We start from the raw sequence: 17,678 nt of genomic DNA, 5'->3' as shown, positions 1-17,678 counted from the left end.
GCGCCTGAGACCACAAACCTAATTCCCGAATATCTGGTTATTATTCGAGAACTTGGCTTGCGGTCTAGGTTTTTTCCCCGGATATCTGGTTTTTATCCGGAAATATTGCTTGCGGTTAAGATTGATTTCCCGAATATTTTTGTTTATGCGATGACCGTCAGCAGATAGTCGCCGTCAGTCAAGGTTGCTTCTTTCGTCGTGATGACATCCAAGTAGTCGTTGCTGTTTGTGACGATGATCGGTGTGATGATTTCATAGCCTGCTTTTTGGATAAAGTCGATGTCGAATTCCAACAGCAATTGTCCGGCTACGACTTTATCGCCTTGTTGTACGTGGCTCGTGAAGCCTTTACCTTCTAATTGGACCGTATCCATTCCGACGTGAATCAGAATTTCCGTTCCGTTTTCAGTGGTCAAACCGATTGCATGTTGGGTTGGGAACAAGAGTGTTACAGTTGCGTTTGCTGGAGCATAGACTTCACCGACAGTCGGACGGATTGCGATCCCTTTACCAAGTGCACCAGTCGCAAAAGCTTCATCCGGAACATCTGACAAGACAACCATTTCGCCGATCATTGGGCTAGCGACCAAATCTTTTTCAGCGGCTGCGCTCAAGTCTTTTTTCATTGCTTCAACAACTACAGAGTTTGTGCTCAATGTTGTTGTATTTGTTGCAGTTGTTGCAGTTTCAGTTTCTCCGTAAAGAACCGGAATTTTTGAGAAGAATACAAGCAGGAAGCCTGCAACAAGCCCTACTGCACATACAATGATGGAAGCCCAGAAGTTGAAGCTCATTGTTCCATTTGCATCCAAGTAGCTAGGGAAAGCGAACACACCCAAGCCGCCCATACGGTAGCTTGTCAATTGGAAAACACCTGCAACGATACCGGAGATGGCACCAGCAATACAGCTCAATTGGAACGGACGTTTCATTGGTAATGTAATACCGTAGATAGCTGGCTCAGTTACCCCGAACAAGCCGGAAATGAAAGCCGGAATACTCAATTGTTTCACTTTTGCTTCTTTCGTTTTCAACAAAATAGCCAATACCGCACCAGTCTGTGCAAAAGAAACACCTAATACAGTTGCCAATAACTGGTCATAGCCCTGCGTCGCCAAGTTGTTGATTGCGATCGGCACCAAGCCCCAATGCAAGCCGAACATGACGAATACCTGCCAGCCGCCTCCCAAAACAGCACCTGCGACGATTGGGCTCAAGTTATAGACAAATGATACTCCAGCTCCTAGCAACGTTGCAGCCCATGTGGAGAGCGGTCCGACAAACAAGATGGTCAATGGAACGACGATCAACAAAGTCGTGAAAGGCACCATGAACAATTTCACAACATCCGGAATGACTTTTTTCAAGACATTTTCGACTTTGGAACCCAGGAAGACAGCCAACAGAATTGGCACAACCGATGAAGCATAGCTCATCATGATGACCGGCAAGCCCAAGAAGGTCATGAAGATCGGCGATTCAAAAATGCTGCCAGCGAACAAAGTGTACAACGGATCAACACCAGCAGGATTGACCATGCCCGGATAGACCATTGCAGCAGCGACTGCCATCGCTGTGAAGCTGTTCATTTTGAAATGTTTGCTGGCTGTATAAGCAAGGAAGATCGGCAAGAAGTTGAAGAATCCATCACCGGCTGCTTGAATCAGGACATAAGCCCCATCCGTAGTCGACATGCCCGCTGCCACCAAAAATGCGGCCACACCTTTCAGCATCCCTGTGGCTGCCAAAGGTCCCAGAATCGGTTGGAAAATTTTCGAAATCATATCGATGAACTGATTGAAAATACTGCCTTTTGGACCTTCGTCTTCAGCAGCTACTTCGCCGCCGCCGTTCAATCCGCCGACTGCGTTGACTGCAGCGTATACATCCGGTACATGGTTGCCGATGACAACTTGATACTGGCCGCCGCTTTGGATGACGGTAACGATGCCTTCGCGTTTTTTCAGATATTCCGTGTCCGCTTTGCTTTCGTCAACCAATTTGAAACGCAGACGCGTGATGCAGTGCGCCAGGCTGCGGACGTTTTCTTTGCCGCCCACATGAGCCAAAATGTCTTTTGCTAATTCTTCATACTTCATGTTATATCCCTCTTTTTCTATTATTTTTTAATAAAAAAAACCTAAATAGAGAGCATGGGAATTTCTTCCGCTGCTGTCTACTTAGGTTTTGCCTGCTTTACCAGTAACAATCCTCTTGAGAGCATCTTAGGTATTCACTTTTGCTGCACAACCCGATGGATATGGATCGTGAGGTAAACAATCTCGTCGGTACCGACCTGGAAATGATGGGCACTTCCGACATAGGTGGAGATTTTATTCGCGCACTTGTAGGCATTCGGATAGTTGGCCTTCACTTGCTCCAATAAGAAGGTATCCGGAGCCGTCTGGAAAACTTCCCCCATGACGACCCGTTGCGCAAAGTACTGCAGATGGGTGTAGAAACGATTATAGGAAATCGAGTCTTCATCAAAGGCGACTCCAAAATGCAAACGGACGATGTTCAGGATATCCTGAACGATCCGGGTCACTTTCATTGTCTCTTCGATCAGTTGGCCTTCCTTCTGCGCATTCACAAAATGAAGAGCGATGGATGTCGCTTCATCGGGTGCCATCATGACACCGGTGTGTTCCGCGATGAGTTCCAGCCCGATTTTTCCGAGCTCGTACTCCCTACGATAGAACTTCTTCACTTCGAAGGCCAAAGGATTGGTCAAGTCGATCCCTTCCTTTGTCCGCTGGATGGCGTAATGGATATGGTCGGCAAGCGTCAGATAGACGTTTGCCTGGAAGATATGATTCAGCCTCGTCTCGGCCTCTTGGATGATCTTAAAAATGGCATCTGATTCTTCTTGCGGTAAATCTTGATAAATGGCCTTTAGTTGATCTGCTGAATCATTTTCCTGGATGACGAAGGTCTTCTCGATCAAAGACTTGTCGAAAACGTCCCCTGATCTTTTCTGGAAACCGATCCCTTTTCCCATCACAATGACTTCGGATGAATCGCCGGCTTTCGCCAGCACTACGTTGTTATTGTAGACTTTTTCAATCTTCATCGATTATCCCCATTCCCCCTTCCATTAAAAAAAACCTAAACTAACACCAAATGATGTGCACATCATCTCGTATCAATTTAGGTTTTGCCTGCACAACCAGTAACAATCCTATGAACAACATGTTAGCACTTCCAATAAAAAGATGCAAGCCCTTTCCACGAAAAAATCTATTTTCATTTTTTTCGTTGATGGATCAACATTTTTTTGAAAGCGATTTTTACAGTTTGAAATAAATGAAAAAAAACTGCCTCGCTAGGAGGCAGCCACTGCGTTACGCGCGTTCTTTGATTGTCATCATTTTCTGGAAAACGAAGCGGCTGTTCAATCGGTTCACGAAATGTTGCGTCACCGTACCAGTGAAGAGCATGGCGAACACGGTCCCAAGCCCGACTCCGGCGATTCCCTCCAGGAACAGCAACGAGAAGACAACACTCAATCCGACGCAAACGGCGTCGAATCCCGTCTTCATCTGCTTGACGGTTAGTCCGAAATGCTCGGACATCTCACGTACGAACAAGTCGAACGGAAGAGCCGGCAAGCGGCAATTCAACATCAGGCTGATCCCAAGCGACAACATGAAAAATCCGGTGAAAAAGAACACGATCCGCAGCGGTATGTTTGCGACGATTCCCGAAAAAAGCAATTCAAAGAAATCCAGCAGGTAGCCGAAAAGCAAAGCCAATGCAATTGAAAAAACATAACCCAAAAATTTCCGCGTGATCAGAGCCATCACCACCACAAGGACCACTTGGAAGAGAAAGTTCCAGCTGCCGATCGTCACGTGCGCAAACATTTCGTTCAACACCACCGGCACGGATGAAATCGTCGACACCCCTAATTCACTTTTGATCATCAACGACACGGCAATGGCGTTGCACATCACGCCCATCGCCAAAGCAAGTTCACTTGCTAACACTTTTTTCTCCATATCGTCCTCCTTATTCTATCCTTCACATTTTTTACTCTTTGATGACCAGTCCGAGCATCACAACAAAGGCCAGCGCCTGTTCCTCGCTGACGATCGCGCCTTTGAGATCCTCAAGCGTGACGCTGATTCGCTCGAATCGGCAACTGCTGATGTCGATCGCCTTCAGGGGAGTCCCCGTGAAATTGATCCCGGACAGCTCGCACTCCGAAAAATCGACTTTCTTCAGTTTGCATGTATAAAAATCGGCTTCATTCAGGCGACAGTTCTCGTAACGGACATTCTTCTGCTTGCTGAATCCCAAGGCCGCCATCTGCAGGTTGCATTCCCGGAAGATCACATCCTCAAAGACCCCTTCAGTCATCGAGGTGCCGATGAGACGGCAATTCACGAAGCGGACCCGCTTCATCGTGACTTCATCCAACTGAACATTAGCGAAATCGCAGCTTTCGAAGATGACATCCCGCAAGTACAATTGAGGTACTGTCGTTTCGCTGAAAGTCACGTTCTGGAATCTGACTTCGGTGAACTCCACTCCCCGTCTGTCGCCAAGGTCGATGGCAGTATCTTTGAAGATGGCATGCTCTATGTAAGGCTCATCCGGATCGAAACAGTCGGCGAAATTTTTTTCAGGTAAATCCTTTGGCAGAATGGGTTCCATGATTTTGGCGGGCACTTAGTTCATTCCTTCCTGATGGTTTTCTTTCTTTAAGTATACCTGAATAATCGTCGCTTAGATATCATTGCTTTCGCGATCTCCTCTTTCGTCCGGAGTGATATAATGAAGGCAAGGAAACAGGATAAGGAGGAGTTCATATGGATCATGCATATGCTAAAGTGTTTCGGGGGGCGGCTTTCACAAGCAAGACGCCGCAGGAAGTGGACGCATTGAAAGATTGTCTGTTTTGTCTGGATGCGGATGGTGTGATCCAACGCATCCTGAAGCCACTGGATCCAGATTACGGAACGACTTTGGCTGCCTACAGCGGAACGGATAAATTCCACGAGCTTGCTGAGGGACAGTATTTCCTGCCGGGGTTCATCGATCTGCACATCCATGCACCGCAATGGGCCCAGGCCGGCACTGTCATGGACATCCCTTTGCATGATTGGCTGGACACCTATACTTTCCCGCTGGAATCGAAATTCTCCGATCTGGATTTCGCCCGCAAAGTCTACCAGGACCTTGTCGCGACGCTGTTGGCAAACGGAACGACGACTGCGCTCTATTTCGCGACCGTCCACAAGGAAGCCAGCTTTCTGTTGGCCCAGATCTGCGCCGACAAAGGCCAACGCGGTTTGGTCGGGAAAGTGGTCATGGATGATTGGGAGCAGAATCCGGCGTATTACCGGGATGAAAGCACCGAAGCCGCATTGGCGGATACGGAAAGTTTCATCCAACTCGTCCAAGAATTGAACAAGACGACCAAACAAGGCGTCTACCCGGTTGTGACGCCCCGTTTCATCCCAAGCTGCACGGACGAAGCGTTGGCGGGCCTCGGCGAGTTAGCGAAAAAGTATGATACACATATCCAATCACATTGCAGCGAAAGCGATTGGGAGCACAACTATGTCCATGAACGGATGCACAAGAGCGACACCTTTGCGCTCCATGAGATGGGCCTTTTGCAGGACAAAGCGGTCATGGCTCATGCCGTCTTCCTTTCGGATGCGGATGCCGAACTGTTCGCCGAAACCGGCACCGCAATCGCGCATTGCCCGATCTCCAATGTCTTTTTCTCGAACGGCGTCCTGCCGGCTGCACGTTTCACTCAGAAAGGGATAGACATCGGTTTGGGCACGGACATTTCCGGTGGCTTCTCCCCTAGCCTATTCGACAACATCAGGCAAGCGGTCATCGCGTCGAGAATGCTGGAAGAAGGCGTCGATCCGTCATTACCTGCTTCGGAACGCGGCCTGCCACATTCGCGGATTTCCGCCAACGAGGCATTCTACTATGTGACTGCCGGCGGAGGACAGAGCCTGAGCCTGCCGATCGGACGCTTGGAAAAAAACTACATCTGGGATGTCCAAGTGATCGACGTCAACGCACCTAATGCCAAGCTACAGATTTTTGAGGAAGCGATTTCCATGGAAGACCTGCTGCACAAGATCCTCTTTTTGAGTCGTCCGGAAAACATCCGCGAGGTCTGGGTCCAGGGGGAATGCGTGCATAAAAGGTTGTAATTGACTCATGAGATGAATTTGTAGTGTGCTGCTTTTGGGGTGCTGCCTCAGCAACTCCAGCTAGCCTCCGGATTATTGATGATTCGGAGTTTTTTTTATCGTAACATGGTTGTCCGGGGGATAGTTGTCCGATTCTTCCGGGTTATCGGACAATTTTGTCAATGAATACTCGCATTAACAGATTAAGCTCTGTGCCCATTTCCTGTCGATATATTGAAAATCAATATAGAAGATGAAATGGAGGTAAATAAAATGCCCATATGACCTATTCATGTTAGAATAATAATAAGAAACTATTGGAGGATGATATTATGAACCAAAAACTCGTTGAGATTTGCCTGCGTGTCAGAGACATTGACGCTACTTTAGACTTCTATACGAATCTATTTGAATTTGAGGTTGCCAGCCACAGAAAATTCCCTGAAAATAAGTTTGATTTAATTTATCTGAATTCTCCCGGTTCTTCTGTACAAATTGAACTCACTTACAATTACGATGCCGAGCCATATAACGTAGGAAATGGCTTCAGTCATTTAGGTGTGACTGTCAGTGACTTAGAAAAAATGCACGAAGTTTGTAAAGCTTCTGCTTATGAAACAGGTGAGTTAAAAGGACTTTCAGGCGGCACACCGACTTATTTCTTTGTGACGGACCCTGATGGCTATCGAATTGAAGTAAAGCGCGAAAAATAATTTTTCGAATACTCTAAAAAAAATAGTATGAAAAGAAACACGTAAGCAGCCAAGCGGATGCTTACGTGTTTCTTTTCATACAAGCTGCTCAAGCAGCATATATTTAGGCTTTTTCTTTCAAAATGATGTTCAACAACAACGCTACGATTGTCCCTGCGGAGATACCGGAAGAGAACAATCCGCTCAAGATGCCCGGCAATTGCGCCACTGTATCCGGAACAAAGGAAACACCCAGACCGACACCCAACGCAGAAGCGACGATGATCATGTTGCGGTTGTTGAATTCAACACGCGACAATGATTGCACACCGGCAGCGGCAACCGTACCGAACATCAAGATGCCGGCACCACCCAATACAGGTTGCGGCATGATTGAAATCAGCGTAGCAAATTTAGGGAACAGGCTCATCACGATCATGATGATACCGCCCATGATGGCTACTTTGCGGGAAGCATTGCGGGTCAACGGAATCAATCCAGCATTTTGGCTGAAGGTTGCGGCAGGACCGGAACCGATGAAAGGCGCGATGAATGAACCGAAACCATCCGCACGGACACCGGCAGCGATTCTTTCATCCGTCAGTTTCGTTTCCGTAACAGCGCCCAATGTCTGCATAACGCCGACTGTTTCGATGACTGTCACCAGATATCCGGATACAAAAGGAATTGCGTATTCAAGTTTGAAATCAGGCACTCCGAATTTGAAGAATTGTGGAAACGCGAACCATTCAGCGGCAACGACTTGCCCGAAGTCGACCATCCCCAACAGAATACAGACAACATAACCGATTGCGGCACCAATCAGAACAGCTGCTGGCGCAATTCTGCTTGGACCATAATGGTTGATCAAAGCGATGACCAAGAACACAAGCACTGCGATACCGATGTTCATCGGATTACCGAAATCCTCAGATCCGAAACCACCGCCTGCCCAGCCCATCACAACGGACATCAGCGTCATCCCCATTAAAGAAATAACCGATCCGGTAACAACTGGCGGGAAAAATTTCAACAAAGGTTTTACAAAATAACTTAAACCAACTTCCAACAAAGCCCCCAACATCGTACCGCCGAAATAGGCAGTGATGCCGCCAGCACCGATGACGGAAGCAGCCGGCGCCACAAAGGCAAAGTCAGTTCCCATGATCGTCGGTAAGCCTGCACCGACGCGGAACCATTTCGGACCAAAACCTTTTGATTGAATGATTGAAACGATACCCGAGGCCAAAAGCGCCGCGCTGACCATATAAGCAGTATCCTCAACCCCGAAACCTGCGATTCCGGCAATAATAAGCGGTACTGCCACTAAACCACCAAAAGCGGTGATGACGTTCTGAAACCCTAAAACGATTGTCGTGCCTAAATCCGGTTTATCTTCCACACCGTAAGTCAGGCCTGAATGTACTTTCTCTTCCATGCTTCTCCTCCTGATAACGAACATTAATGATTGCAAAACAAAATATAATTCGTTTATTAACGACAAATAAAATTATATCGATATCACATACAATTGTAAAGTGTAAACACCGAATTATAAGGGCTTTCATTATGAGAATCTTCACATTTTCATGCTTTTTAGAGGATAAAGACGAACATTAAAGAGAATTATTATGTATTTATACTGAATTTCCGAATTACGAAAAAAGATTCCTTATCTGATTTGTCTGCGATTTGAACCATTTTTTTGTTATACTATATTCATAAGCAACCTGTAGAATAAATGAAACAATTGAATGGAGCATAAACTATGAAATCAGAAAAATCGTGCGGAGCCATCGTGTTCTCCCCGGATAACACGAATCGAAAAGTATTATTGATCAAACATGAAAACGGAGGCCATTGGGCATTCCCGAAAGGCCACGTTGAGGACGGCGAAACGGAAGTCGAAACAGCATTGAGGGAAATCAAGGAAGAAACCGGCTTAAGCACCGATCTAAGCACCACCTTCCGAAAATCCGTCAGCTACTCCCCGGCTCCCGACGTGATCAAAGAAGTCGTCTACTTCATAGCCTTCGCCCACACGGAAACGATCGAAAAACAGGATGCCGAAGTCACCGACTTCGCCTGGATGCCGTTCAACGAAGCTTTGCAGGCCATCACCTACGACAACGACAAAAATATCCTGCAGTCCGCCATCGATTTTATTGAAGGCATGAAAAACTAACAGAAAACACAAAAGGTCCGTCTCATTTTCGAGGCGGACCTTTCTGCTTAAAATTTTAGTAGTTAATGTAGCCTGCTCCGGCGAGCTCTGCGCCACCGTAGGACCGGATCGATTCAAATCCCCTTCTCCGTCTAACGACAGCTTCCCCGGAGTTCAAGCCACCGCGCCGCCGAATCGCAACTGCCCTCACAGAACTTCCGCTCAATTGCGCGTCAAAACGATTTCGACGGCAAATTTATCGTAGCGATGGACAGAGGTGGAGAACTCAAACGCATGACCGGTATCGAGATAGCCGACCTGTTCGGCTACCGCCACAGGATCACCCTTTTCCAGTCCCAGCTCATCCGCTTCGAAATCAGTGGCTTTGCGAACAGAAACCGTCCGATGCGCACTTTGTATTTTCAAATGAAGATCCTTTTCGATGTAGTCATAAATGGATCCGTTGATATTTTTTTCTTTGATGTTAGGAATCAAATCAATCGGCATGTAGATTTTTTCCATGACGGTCGGCTCGTCCTCCACATAGCGTACGCGATAGATGTCATATACAAAGCTGCCAAGAGAAATATTCAACTTTTTCGCGGCATCTTCCGGCACCTTCATGATTGAAAAGTTCAGTATTTTGCTGTGGACCTTCTTCCCGGCATTGAGCGCAGTTGTGCCGCGGAATTGATTCGCCATCGTCACGCGCTCGATTTCCTCCAGATTCAGATCCTTCACAAAAGTACCGGATCCTCTCCGTTTGATGATCAACCCTTCCGCAACCAAAATATCCACCGCTTTTTTGACCGTCATTTTGCTTGCGTTGTAATGGATGCACATATCTTTTTCGAAGGGAATCTGTTGATTAGCAACGAACTCTCCATTTACGATTTTATTCCGAATATCGTTGGATATGACGACATATTTTTGCATATCTTAGCACTGCACCTCTCGTTAAATAATCTAGCTTAAAACAAGAAAAGTCAAAATAATTAGGCTTTATCGAAAAAAGTCTATATTTTTAGTATACATAAAATATGGCTTTAAGACAATCTTTCCGCCTTCATAGACACGAAAAAGAGCACAACACCAAAAATGATGGTATGCCCTATTTCGTACTCTGTCACATTCAAACCGAAAAGAAGTTGTTCAGGATCCATTTGATTTTCAAGCATGTGGGAACCAATTGCATAAATTTTTGATGGGCCGTCAATTCTTCGATGGCCTTCTCGTTTTTCTCCAGATAGGTTACGACATTATCCAGAGAAACATCACCTCCAGCAAGTCGCTCCACCATCCTTTTTATGTCGGGACCCGTAATCAAGGAGTGCTTGTCGTGCAGTTGATATTTTTCTCCCTCAGCCGCAATGCTCTTGATGAGCAACAGCAAAGCGATATTAAACTTGGTCCCCCTGAAAGTCACGACACCTATATTCGTCTGGTTATCCTCATACCAATAGTTCCCGTCATCGTAGTAGAGTGCACTTTTCAGAAAGTCAAAGTCGCGCGTAATCTTATCGTTGTTCAGATTCAGGTACTCCTCCGTCCGCATTAGCTTTTCCATATTTTCACGCACTTCATTGGAAACGAACCCTTCGTCGCTGATGAATTTCGGGGGTCTTCCTTCTTTCGTCATTTCCACCATGATGCGTTTTGCCTTAACATCGATATCTTTCACGATCCACACCCTGCCCGCCAACAGGATTTTGCTTTCGATTTGAATATCGGGTGTGAACGGCAGACTGCCGATGCGCTCGTGCTGGTAATGGACAGAAAAATCGCTGGTTGTGAAAAACAATGCGTAGAAATCCCTGGAGCGCAGCAGACGTTCCCCCTCTAAGCCGACAATCGCCTCATCATCCATGATTTCGATGAAATCTTTTTCCACCAAGTAATCAATCAACAGCGTCAAATCCGCATCCGGAATCGCTCTCCAGACCGGAAAGGTTTTATTCAGCTGCAACAATTGCGTCATCGGTATACTGACCTTCTGGAAGAGGATCGCCATCACTTGATGCGCCAAAGCATTGTAGGGTGTCTCAATCATTTCAGTCGCATCCAATTCACCGCGTTCCAGCAAATCCAGTGCGGCATAGGTCTGAAGCATTTCCCAGGAGTCGTCTTCCACAATATGCAGGATGCTTTGGTGGCTTCTCCGTCCGCTGCGTCCCAGTCTTTGGCTCAGCGAAGAAGTGGATGGTGGGGAGCCATACTGCACCACGCTGTCCACCGATCCGATGTCTATGCCCAATTCCAAGGTGGAGGTACAAGTGATCGTGAACAGCTGATCCTCGTTATTTTTGGCAAAAAATTCCACTTCTTCTCGCAAAAGTTTGTCCACCGATGAATGATGGGCAAAATAGCGGATAGGCGCGTTCTCCTTCTTTGCCATCTTATCCAATTTATGGGTAATTTCTTCCACCCTGTTGCGGGAATTCGGAAAAATCAGCATTGTTTCCGTTTTGGAATACTGGTAAATCGCTGCCAAGGATTCCCTTGCAACGAACGGGCCCGCCTCACGACTCGTGTAGTCTATCGTGATGAGCAAATCATTTTTATCACGGTCCACAAGAATATCCGTATCCCGATGGCTGCCAAAGAAGGCTTTCGCATAACCGAAATCTTTCTTGTTCAAGGTTGCACTCATCGCGATGAAACGTGGTGCTTGCATGAATTGACTGATCCGTTGCAGCAGCGATTGCAGGTGAATACCCCGTTCCGTCCCCAGAAAACTGTGCAATTCATCGATAATGATCCATTCCACCCCTTTAAAGAGGTGCTGCGCTTCTCCAGGACGATTCACCAACATGCCCTCAATCGATTCCGGTGTGATCAACAGAATGCCTTTCGGTTGATTCACAACTTTCTTTTTCTGCGCCTGGGAAACTTCACCATGCCAGCGCGTAATCGGAATATCCAAATACTCACTGAGTTCGCTGATGCGCTGGAATTGATCATTGATAAGTGCTTTCAGAGGAGAGATGTACAACACCTTCAGCCCCGTTTCCCAATCTTCCACACTGTTCAGCGCCGGGATGAATGCAGCTTCCGTTTTCCCGGATGCGGTCGGAGCGGATAGAATCAGGTTATGATCGGTATTGGCAACCTGTTTGATTGCAGCATTTTGGATGCGTGTTAAGCTCGGCCAACCTTTATCATAGATGTACTGCTGGATGTCTCTGCTGAGACTGCCGAATGCCTGCATCAGTAAACCTCTATTTCATCGTGGTCATCTGCGTCCTTCACCACAACGGAAGACTTTCTGCCGAAGCGATCGGCAAGGATCTGGACGAAAGAATGGTCCGGATTCTGGCGCTGCAAGGACAGGATTTCGATGTAATCCTTGATGACGGACCGCGGCGTCAAGAAGGCAGCAGCTCCCGGTCGGTTCAATTGCTCTTCCATATATTGCTGAATTTCGCTATCCTTCACCGCCAGCGTCGTTTGATAGGCCGTGTTGTATATTTCCAACAGCTTGGTCAAAAGGATAAAAATTTCTTCCGGTGTCAGCGGCTTCAGATCGATGACGGTGCTATTCACATTGACATAGTCCTTATTTTTCATCAATTCGTTTCCAAAGCGTGTTTTCAAAGCACCGTAGCTGGCCAAACCTCTTCGTTCGTCATAAACCGTGTTCTTCGTTGCGCCAAAATTAATGAACAACCCTTTTGCTTCATTCGTTTTCGTTTCGTTGTACAGGTTGAGGATCATTTCATAATTTTTTTCACGGGTCAAAGAACGGGGTAATTTGTACAGATTGACGGATTCATCAAAATTGATGACGAATCCTTTGTAGCCGATTTTCAAAAATAATTCTGCGAGATTTTTCAAGGCAATGAGATAGTTCGAGTCGTTGATGACGTTCTTGATGCCCAATTCTTTGGATGCTTCTGTTTTCGTCGTGATATCCCCGCGGATCCAACGAATCGCCTCGATCTGCAAGGACATATTGTCGCCGGCAATCCCCTCGAAATATTTCATCAATGCTTGCCCGAATTCATAGGAGAGACCTGATGAATAGAAGGAATTCGTCGTCTTCAGGATGGCATTCTCAACCAATTTCCAATTGGCCTTTTCCATCAAAACGGGAACGGTGAGGCCGTTTTCCATGGCGATCTGCTCGAGCAGAACCTGAATCCATTGCTGAACGATCGTCTCGATGGCATTCCCGTCACGGTTATTCTTGATGACGATTTTGTTGACGACTTCGTTATACAACGCCAAAGCTTTCCCGGATGAATCGTAGAATCGGCGCGTCGGGGTCAAATCGATCGTGGAGACTACAAAATTCTTTTGCAGTGCCAATGATTCGATCGTCCGCAATACAAAACTTTTACCCGAACCGAAATCGCCTACCCAAAACCGCAGATCGCTATTGCCGTCTTCCAACTTTTGCAAGGTTTCGATGATTTCCTTGACTTCATTGCTCCTGCCCACCAGCACATGCTGTACCCCTTTTACAGGCACAACGCCTGCCTCAAGTGAGGCTATAATCGTTTGGGCATCCTTCTTTCTCAGCTTGATTTCAGCCATCTATCCATTCCCTCATTTCTTCCATAAAATCTTCTTCAATGATGACCTGCTGGTGGCTGATCACCAACACTTGATCATCAAATATTTCATACAACACTTCATTCAATTCTGTGAGATAGGCTTGATGAAGTTTCCCTTTAATTTTTGCCTGCTCCTTGAAATCATCCAAAGATATCCCGTTGCTTGCCACCAACTGTCTCAGGAACAGCATATGCTCAGGCTCCTGTTCACTGTCCGGATTTTCGGTCTCTTCTATAGTGGCGGATGAAATAGATACCGATGTGGCGACCGAACTTTCTGGTTCGCTTTGTTCCTCTTCCGACGACATCTCCATCTCAGTAAAAATGTTCAGGCTTATAGTTGAATCCAGCCCTTCGCCAGTGTCCTCTTCACTCAGGTAGGTGTCGACCATATCAATAATGGTATCCAAGGCTGAATGTGACGCGGTGATCAAGGCTGTGTCCAGCTTGATTTCTCTGCGCATCGGTCGCGTGCAATCATTTAGAAGCTCGGGTAAACTTTCCAAATGCAGATTCGCATCAAGCAGCAACTGTTGATAATCGGCCTGTCTGGTTGGATGAATGAAGCCATCCCGTTCTTTTTGCAGCGCTTTTGATACCGGCAAAGCCATTTTTTCCATCAAGAAAATAAAAATGATGCGCTTTTCCGGATTCTCACTTTGCTTGATCACCTTCATGGCTATCTTTTTCAAATCCGGATCATTTGCAATATCCTGAAGCAGTCCACTGACTTGCTCCAGTGATTGATTGATGAACAGGTTGGCCGCCTCGTTCCAGACGGACTTGTTCACGTTCCGCAAGGCTGTGATAGTTTGATAATCCAGCTCTAGCTGTACTTCTTGGTTCAGATATATTTGAATCTTCCGGAACGTTTCATCCGGCAAATATTTTTGCAAGCTCTGCATACTTTCTTCAGCTGGAAGCACACGGAGCCCCTCGACCTTCTTGCGGATCATATTTTCAGCCAGGATATAAAGATCCGCCGGCAGCCGGAACGTTTCTGCCCATACACGATCATCGTCCAGCGGCAATTGGAAATATTTCCTGAAATAATTATTGGGCTTGATTTTCCACTTGATGGATCCATCCTCAAGGTCATGCAACACAATCTGCATGAGGTCTGCGTATTTCCGCAAACAAAGGGCCATTACTGTCGACACTTCGGTAAACTTCGTCACTCTTTTCCTTAGTTGATCGAAATACACCATTTCGGTACCGTCGAAAATTTGGTTTTCGCGCAGCATTCCGGACGGATCCCACCAGACGATTTTTGTGCCGAATTGCGTCAATCCAAACCGATTTCTGGTTTCCTCATCCGGAGAAGGTAGATATTTACGATATTCTTCAACCTCGCGGACAAGTTATTTTTGGATATCCCGGGACAGCATGGCTTGTAGGTCATAGGAAAAATAAGATTCTGGATACATATTATCCTGTCTGTAAAACGAGAAAACCATTTCCTTGGCTAGCCGATGAATCTCGTCAAATACGGAGACACGGTAATAGTAACGCTCATATCTCACATGCTTGATGTTTTTATGCTTCTTCTTCAGTTCGTCATCGACGACAGTGCATAATCTTTCAAATAATGCACAAACCACTTCCTCAACTTGCTGTGTAAAATTGTCGTTCATTCGCAAGGGTGGTGAAACGTAACTGATCCAAGCTTTTTCTGCAGCCTTCTTTTCAGCTTTTTTCAGACGCATCTGCTCCACGATGAGGTCTCTCGGTTTGATGAAAGACTCCTCATTATTCACCAATTCAATGATCGATACTTTTTCTTCTTCGGTTAGTTGCTTATTCTTGAATATTTTGTTTATGAATTCGAACATTTTGGATGGTCCCCCCTCCCAAGCCACTATAAAGATACGTCCTAAGTATACGTCTAATGGGACGCATATTCAAGAACGCGTGTTCTATTGAAGAAAGATGGATAGGAAAAATCTGGAAAAATAAAATTGTTTAGATGAGTCCCCGCTTTGAGAAATGCGCTTAATGCAAATACAATTTGTATATGATCAGCAATTGCAGTAAAATGCAGTAGAATCACAGTCGGCAAGACAAATTTTTTAATAGTTTTGTTCAGGTCAAATGAATACTTTCGCATATCTTTAAGGAGGAAAATGGTTATGCTTATGGTACAAACACATTATGTCGCTTATCCAGCAATTCTCGATGATAGGGAAAATGTTCCTGGAACATACACCGTGACATTTCCGAATGTCCCGGGTGCCATTTCTGAAGGTATTGGAATTACAGATGCACTGGCTACTGGCGCTGAAGCCTTAGCGTTAATGCTTTACGACGAAAAAGAACTTCCAACTGCATCCTTTTTATCAGATGTACAAGCCGATAATCCAGAAGCAATTGTGAGTTACATTATGGTCGATCTTGTTGCAGCCGCAAAAAAAGTACAATTGGTAGAGCCAACTTCTATTATTAACTCCAACAAAGCTGAAACCGTCATACCCACCACCCCCACCTACGAAGAACTTGTAAAAAGAAACAGGGAGTTTGAAGAAAAACTATTTTATAGCCAACTAAACAATAAGATCAAAGAAGGATCTGGTGAGCTCATTCCCTCTGAAAAGGTAATCGAATCCGACCAAGTGCATAATCCATTCACCTCATTATCTGATAAGGATTTGTTTGATTAATGGCTAAGGTATTTTTTGGAAAAAAGCTGAATAAGATTATACAAATTTGGATGGCACTTTGAAGCAATGAACCAACGCTGTTTTGGAAAAAAGCTGAATAAGATTATACAAATTTGGATGGCACTTTGAAGCAATGAACCAACGCTGCTGAAGAGCGATTAAAGGAAAGCGACCCGGGAATACGACATATTCAAAGTTAGAGTGATTGATATCTTTTCTTCTTCGGTTAGCCGCTTAATTTTGAATATTTTGTTTATGAATTCAAGCATTTCGGACGCTCCCTTCCCAAATCATTATAAGGATACGTCTATTTGGACGCATATCCAAGAGCGCGTTTTCTATGTGCGGTGAGTTAAAGAACCCCTAATCACTAGCGGAAGCGGGATTCCCTAAACCATATGGAACTGAGTCGGTTAAGCCTAGCAGGGCCTTTTACAAAGAATTGATAGATTTTATGAGCCATAAGGTTGTTATTCCCACCTTGACATGCTAGTATAACGTCACTAGAACTTACCACGCTTCCTTGATCGAAAGGCCAATAGCGGACCAGGGTAAGTCTTTTTTTTAGCGCATAAAGAGTTGGATTAGCTTGACTTATTTTTTTGAAACATACCAACAAGTTGTGCGGGCAATTGAAGAACATCAGAACCGCCCAAGATACTTCAAAAAAAAGTATAGATGTAGGGAATTGATGAAGGAACCCTCTAATGTAGAAAACTTTATAACAATCCTTTCTGGAGAGGATGAAGGTCACTTCAGGTACAGTCTGAATGGAATCTGTTCATGGATAATTTAGAAGAGATTTTGAATGACAACTCAGAAATAATAAACTATCCCTTAAATGGACTAAGAGAAAACTGGAAAAACGCCATTGTGATTGAAATACTCCCTACAAATAAAGACTAGCAATTTTATCCGTGAAGGATTAGTTGCCAGTCTTTATTTATTTTGGAGAGTGTAATAGAACAATACGAATGCATTACACATGGGAACATAATCTAATAACAAATTATGTTCCCATGTAAATCAAAGTAGCTGTAGTTGCCTTATAAAATAGGCTAATTTCAATCCACGCACTCACGAGGAGTGCGACATTTTTGAGAGAATCTCATCTATTTATTTTGTATAATTTCAATCCACGCACTCGTGTAGAGTGCGACCAACGCTGGGACAACATGAGCGGATCCGACCAACTATTTCAATCCACGCACTCGTGTAGAGTGCGACCCGCCTTCGTAGTTCCCTTTAATAAATGACTTCAAGATTTCAATCCACGCACTCGTGTAGAGTGCGACCTTGCGTTGGTCCGCGCTGATGCTGATGCTGCGATTGTCAGAATTTCAATCCACGCACTCGTGTAGAGTGCGACCGGAGTACGAATAGCCCCACGTTGTCGGTGTGTCATTTCAATCCACGCACTCGTGTAGAGTGCGACAATATCGCCA

15 protein-coding genes and 1 CRISPR repeat array are annotated in these 17,678 nt (G+C 45.5%); of the genes, 5 read left to right on the top strand and 10 right to left on the bottom strand.

Annotation, left to right across the window (positions count from 1 at the left end; translation table 11 throughout):
• Positions 1–143: 143 nt before the first annotated feature.
• The 4 genes from BM184_RS01805 to BM184_RS01790 form a co-directional block, all read right to left on the bottom strand.
• The gene (locus BM184_RS01805; protein WP_086942300.1) at positions 144–2,099 is read right to left on the bottom strand and encodes a beta-glucoside-specific PTS transporter subunit IIABC; all 1,956 of its coding nucleotides are present in this window, start codon (positions 2,097–2,099) and stop codon (positions 144–146) included.
• A gap of 134 nt (positions 2,100–2,233) precedes the next feature.
• Entirely contained in the window at positions 2,234–3,073 is an 840-nt protein-coding gene (licT, locus tag BM184_RS01800; RefSeq protein WP_086942299.1) for a BglG family transcription antiterminator LicT, read from the bottom strand.
• 271 nt (positions 3,074–3,344) lie between these two features.
• Positions 3,345–4,001, bottom strand: a complete 657-nt coding sequence (locus BM184_RS01795) for a DUF6198 family protein (protein ID WP_086942298.1) — start codon at positions 3,999–4,001, stop codon at positions 3,345–3,347.
• 31 nt (positions 4,002–4,032) lie between these two features.
• Positions 4,033–4,674 (bottom strand): pentapeptide repeat-containing protein, encoded by a 642-nt coding sequence (locus BM184_RS01790; protein WP_086942297.1) that lies wholly within the window; start codon positions 4,672–4,674, stop codon positions 4,033–4,035.
• A 140-nt stretch (positions 4,675–4,814) separates the two neighbouring features.
• Here BM184_RS01790 and guaD point away from each other — a divergent pair, with 140 nt between their 5' ends.
• Together guaD and gloA are read left to right on the top strand one after the other, a co-directional pair.
• The gene (gene guaD, locus BM184_RS01785; RefSeq protein ID WP_086942296.1) at positions 4,815–6,185 is read left to right on the top strand and encodes a guanine deaminase; all 1,371 of its coding nucleotides are present in this window, start codon (positions 4,815–4,817) and stop codon (positions 6,183–6,185) included.
• Positions 6,186–6,496: 311 nt separating this feature from the next.
• Positions 6,497–6,877: a lactoylglutathione lyase gene (gene gloA / locus BM184_RS01780; protein WP_086942295.1), complete on the top strand. Its 381-nt coding sequence runs from the start codon at positions 6,497–6,499 to the stop codon at positions 6,875–6,877.
• A 103-nt stretch (positions 6,878–6,980) separates the two neighbouring features.
• Here the strand turns inward: gloA and BM184_RS01775 are convergent, their stop codons facing one another.
• Positions 6,981–8,294, bottom strand: coding sequence for a uracil-xanthine permease family protein (locus BM184_RS01775; RefSeq protein WP_086942294.1), 1,314 nt, complete (start codon positions 8,292–8,294; stop codon positions 6,981–6,983).
• 330 nt (positions 8,295–8,624) lie between these two features.
• Between BM184_RS01775 and BM184_RS01770 the strand changes: the two genes are divergently transcribed.
• Positions 8,625–9,041, top strand: a complete 417-nt coding sequence (locus BM184_RS01770) for a bis(5'-nucleosyl)-tetraphosphatase (RefSeq protein WP_086942293.1) — start codon at positions 8,625–8,627, stop codon at positions 9,039–9,041.
• A gap of 201 nt (positions 9,042–9,242) precedes the next feature.
• Here BM184_RS01770 and BM184_RS01765 read toward each other — a convergent pair whose 3' ends face one another.
• The 5 genes from BM184_RS01765 to BM184_RS01745 all read right to left on the bottom strand — a co-directional run bounded on the left by BM184_RS01765 (position 9,243) and on the right by BM184_RS01745 (position 15,408).
• Positions 9,243–9,956: a GntR family transcriptional regulator gene (locus BM184_RS01765; RefSeq protein ID WP_086942292.1), complete on the bottom strand. Its 714-nt coding sequence runs from the start codon at positions 9,954–9,956 to the stop codon at positions 9,243–9,245.
• Positions 9,957–10,152: 196 nt separating this feature from the next.
• The gene (locus BM184_RS01760) at positions 10,153–12,228 is read right to left on the bottom strand and encodes a DEAD/DEAH box helicase (protein ID WP_086942291.1); all 2,076 of its coding nucleotides are present in this window, start codon (positions 12,226–12,228) and stop codon (positions 10,153–10,155) included.
• On the bottom strand, positions 12,228–13,556 hold the full coding sequence (locus BM184_RS01755) for a BREX system ATP-binding domain-containing protein (RefSeq protein ID WP_086942290.1): 1,329 nt from the start codon (positions 13,554–13,556) through the stop codon (positions 12,228–12,230). The genes BM184_RS01760 and BM184_RS01755 overlap by 1 nt, the downstream gene beginning before the upstream one ends.
• The gene (locus BM184_RS01750; protein WP_086942289.1) at positions 13,549–14,865 is read right to left on the bottom strand and encodes a tellurite resistance TerB C-terminal domain-containing protein; all 1,317 of its coding nucleotides are present in this window, start codon (positions 14,863–14,865) and stop codon (positions 13,549–13,551) included. Before BM184_RS01750 ends, BM184_RS01755 begins: the two co-directional genes overlap by 8 nt.
• Positions 14,866–14,937: 72 nt before the next feature.
• Positions 14,938–15,408, bottom strand: coding sequence for a hypothetical protein (locus BM184_RS01745; protein WP_086942288.1), 471 nt, complete (start codon positions 15,406–15,408; stop codon positions 14,938–14,940).
• A 297-nt stretch (positions 15,409–15,705) separates the two neighbouring features.
• Between BM184_RS01745 and BM184_RS01740 the strand changes: the two genes are divergently transcribed.
• Together BM184_RS01740 and BM184_RS15475 are read left to right on the top strand one after the other, a co-directional pair.
• Positions 15,706–16,233, top strand: coding sequence for a type II toxin-antitoxin system HicB family antitoxin (locus tag BM184_RS01740; RefSeq protein WP_086942287.1), 528 nt, complete (start codon positions 15,706–15,708; stop codon positions 16,231–16,233).
• 783 nt (positions 16,234–17,016) lie between these two features.
• Positions 17,017–17,139: a hypothetical protein gene (locus tag BM184_RS15475; RefSeq protein WP_256212976.1), complete on the top strand. Its 123-nt coding sequence runs from the start codon at positions 17,017–17,019 to the stop codon at positions 17,137–17,139.
• Between the two features lie 155 nt (positions 17,140–17,294).
• A CRISPR array of direct repeats spans positions 17,295–17,669; the repeat unit is 33 nt; unit sequence ATTTCAATCCACGCACTCGTGTAGAGTGCGACC.
• Between the last annotated feature and the right edge of the window lie 9 nt (positions 17,670–17,678).

The organism is Trichococcus pasteurii, from assembly GCF_900112935.1.
GTDB lineage: Bacteria > Bacillota > Bacilli > Lactobacillales > Aerococcaceae > Trichococcus > Trichococcus pasteurii.
Note: the sequence above shows the minus strand (reverse complement) of the source record. Positions and strands in the feature narration are given on the sequence as shown.

Bases quoted from the DNA above. Each gene is read 5' to 3' on its own strand.
- BM184_RS15475 (WP_256212976.1), top strand. From the start codon at position 17,017: ATGGATAATTTAGAAGAGATTTTGAATGACAACTCAGAAATAATAAAC.
- guaD (WP_086942296.1), top strand. From the start codon at position 4,815: ATGGATCATGCATATGCTAAAGTGTTTCGGGGGGCGGCTTTCACAAGC.
- BM184_RS01765 (WP_086942292.1), bottom strand. From the start codon at position 9,956: ATGCAAAAATATGTCGTCATATCCAACGATATTCGGAATAAAATCGTA.
- BM184_RS01745 (WP_086942288.1), bottom strand. From the start codon at position 15,408: ATGTTCGAATTCATAAACAAAATATTCAAGAATAAGCAACTAACCGAA.
- BM184_RS01760 (WP_086942291.1), bottom strand. From the start codon at position 12,228: ATGCAGGCATTCGGCAGTCTCAGCAGAGACATCCAGCAGTACATCTAT.
- BM184_RS01795 (WP_086942298.1), bottom strand. From the start codon at position 4,001: ATGGAGAAAAAAGTGTTAGCAAGTGAACTTGCTTTGGCGATGGGCGTG.
- licT (WP_086942299.1), bottom strand. From the start codon at position 3,073: ATGAAGATTGAAAAAGTCTACAATAACAACGTAGTGCTGGCGAAAGCC.
- gloA (WP_086942295.1), top strand. From the start codon at position 6,497: ATGAACCAAAAACTCGTTGAGATTTGCCTGCGTGTCAGAGACATTGAC.
- BM184_RS01775 (WP_086942294.1), bottom strand. From the start codon at position 8,294: ATGGAAGAGAAAGTACATTCAGGCCTGACTTACGGTGTGGAAGATAAA.
- BM184_RS01805 (WP_086942300.1), bottom strand. From the start codon at position 2,099: ATGAAGTATGAAGAATTAGCAAAAGACATTTTGGCTCATGTGGGCGGC.
- BM184_RS01740 (WP_086942287.1), top strand. From the start codon at position 15,706: ATGCTTATGGTACAAACACATTATGTCGCTTATCCAGCAATTCTCGAT.
- BM184_RS01755 (WP_086942290.1), bottom strand. From the start codon at position 13,556: ATGGCTGAAATCAAGCTGAGAAAGAAGGATGCCCAAACGATTATAGCC.
- BM184_RS01770 (WP_086942293.1), top strand. From the start codon at position 8,625: ATGAAATCAGAAAAATCGTGCGGAGCCATCGTGTTCTCCCCGGATAAC.